Here is a 2,259-nt window from a genome sequence, read left to right on the forward strand (position 1 = left end):
GCCCAGGCCGGCGCGGCGCGCCCCCACGGCGAGCGAGCGCGACCAGCGGTCGATGTCGGCCACCTGCAGCAGCGGGTCGCGCCGGGTCAGCCCGCGCCGCGGCCGCACCGCGCGGGTGGTGTCGACGCCGTGCAGGGCGTCGAGCGCGCCGGTCAGCACCAGCCGCTCGGCGACCGGGCGGGTCGGGCGGGCGCGCTGCCACAGGTCGGCCAGCGACCGGTACGGCTGCCCCGCGACCACGCGCTCGACCTCGGCGTCGCTGATGCCCTTGACGTCGCAGAGCGCGAGCCGGATGCCGTAGCCGCTCGCGTCCGGGACGCCCGCGTCGTAGCGCAGCCCCGTGCCCGGCAGCGGCACCAGCGACCCGCGGTTCGGCCGGTCGCCGACCGCGCCGTCCGGTCCCGCGTCCGCGAGTCGTCCGAGATCCGGGCCGGGAACGCCCTCTCCCGCACCGCTTCTCGGACGATTCGGGGAAGCGGGCGGCGCGAGCTTCACGACCCGGTAGGTGGCGCCGGAGGCGTTGACGTCGAGGCCGAGGACGGTGATGCCGAGCCCACGGGCGTCGTCGAGGAGCAGCCGCTTGGGGTACATGCCGGGGTCGTGGGTGAGCACGCCGGCGAGGAAGGCGGCCGGGTGGTGCGCCTTGAGCCAGGCCGACTGGTAGGTCGGCAGCGCGAACGCGGCGGCGTGCGCCTTGCAGAACCCGAAGGAGGCGAACGAGCGCAGCACCTCCCAGATGCGGTCGACGTCGGCCTCGAGGTAGCCGCGGGAGGCGGCGCGGGCGCGCAGCCACGGCTCGATCTCGGCCTGGCCGGCCGGGGTGCCCATCCGGCGGCGGACGTCGTCGGCCCGGTCGAGCCCGACGCCGGCGACCGCGCCGACGATGCGGATCACCTGCTCGTGGAACACCACGACGCCGTGCGTCTCCTCGAGCGCCGGGACGAGCGTCTCGTGCAGGTGCTGCACGTCGTCCCAGCCCTGCCGGGCGCGCAGGAACGGGCTGATCATGTCGGACTTCACCGGGCCGGGACGGAACAGCGAGATGTCGATGACCAGGTCGGAGAACGCCTGCGGCGCGAACTTGCCGACCAGCTCGCGCTGGCCGGGCGACTCGATCTGGAAGCAGCCGAGGGTGCGCGCGGACCGGACCAGCCGGAAGGTGTCGTCGTCGTCGAGCGGGACCGCGTCGAGGTCGATGCGGCCGGTCGCCGGGTCGAGGTAGCCGGCGCCGGGCTCGTGCCGCCCGGCGTCGGCGGCGTCGGGTCCGTCGACGCGGGCGACCTCGTCGAGGGCGTAGGCCATCGCGGACTGCATCCGGATGCCGAGGACGTCGAGCTTGAGCATGCCGAGGACCTCGACGTCGTCCTTGTCGAACTGGCTCATCGGGAAGCCCTGCCAGCTCGCCTCGACGGGCGTGCGGTCGAGCAGCGTGGCGTTGCCCAGCAGCACCCCGCACGGGTGCAGCGCGATGTGCCGGGGCAGGGCGTCGAGCCGCTCGACCAGGTCGAACAGCAGGTCGTACCGCTGGTGCGCCAGGCCGGACCGGCGCAGCTCGGGCAGCTCGGCCAGCGCCGACCGGGCGTCGCGGGCGCGGATGTGCGGGAACGCCGTGGCGATGACGTCGATCTCGGACGGCGGGAGCCCCAGCGCGGCACCGGCGTCGCGGACGGCGTGCCGCACCCGGTAGGTGTCCATCATCGACACGCACCCGACCCGCTCGCCGCCGAACCGCTCGAGCACCCACTCGTAGACCTCGGTGCGCCGGGCGGACTCGACGTCGACGTCGATGTCGGGCAGCTCGGCCCGCAGCGGCGTGCAGAACCGCTCCATCAGCAGGCCGTGCTCGATGGGGTCGACCCCGCTCACGCCGAGCAGGTGGTTCACCAGGCTGCCCGCACCGGACCCGCGGGCCGCGACGCGCACGCCGCCGGCCCGGACCAGGTCGCACACCTCGGCGACGGTGAGGAAGTAGGTGGGGTACCCGAGCCCGGCGATGGTGGCCAGCTCGGCGTCGAGCCGCTCGCGGACGGTGCGCAGGTGCCGCTCGGACGCGCCGGGGTACCGGCGCCCGATGCCCGCCTCGCAGCGCTCGCGCAGCACCAGGTCGGCCTCGGCGTGGGTGCGGGCCCGACCGCGGGTGACCAGGGCGGGCTCGGGCAGGTGCACGGCGCCGATGCCGAGGTCGTGCGCCGGGTCGAGCCTGCACCGCCGGGCGACCTGCTCGGTGGCGCGGAGCAGCTCGCGGGCGCCGTCGGCGCC

At 75.7% G+C, this 2,259-nt stretch carries 1 protein-coding gene; it reads right to left on the reverse strand.

From position 1 onward, the window contains the following. Positions 1-2,259 (reverse strand): helix-hairpin-helix domain-containing protein (locus ACYVKY_RS20225; RefSeq protein ID WP_460436786.1); only part of this gene is annotated, 2,259 nt, incomplete at both ends.

The organism is Angustibacter speluncae (assembly GCF_054777815.1).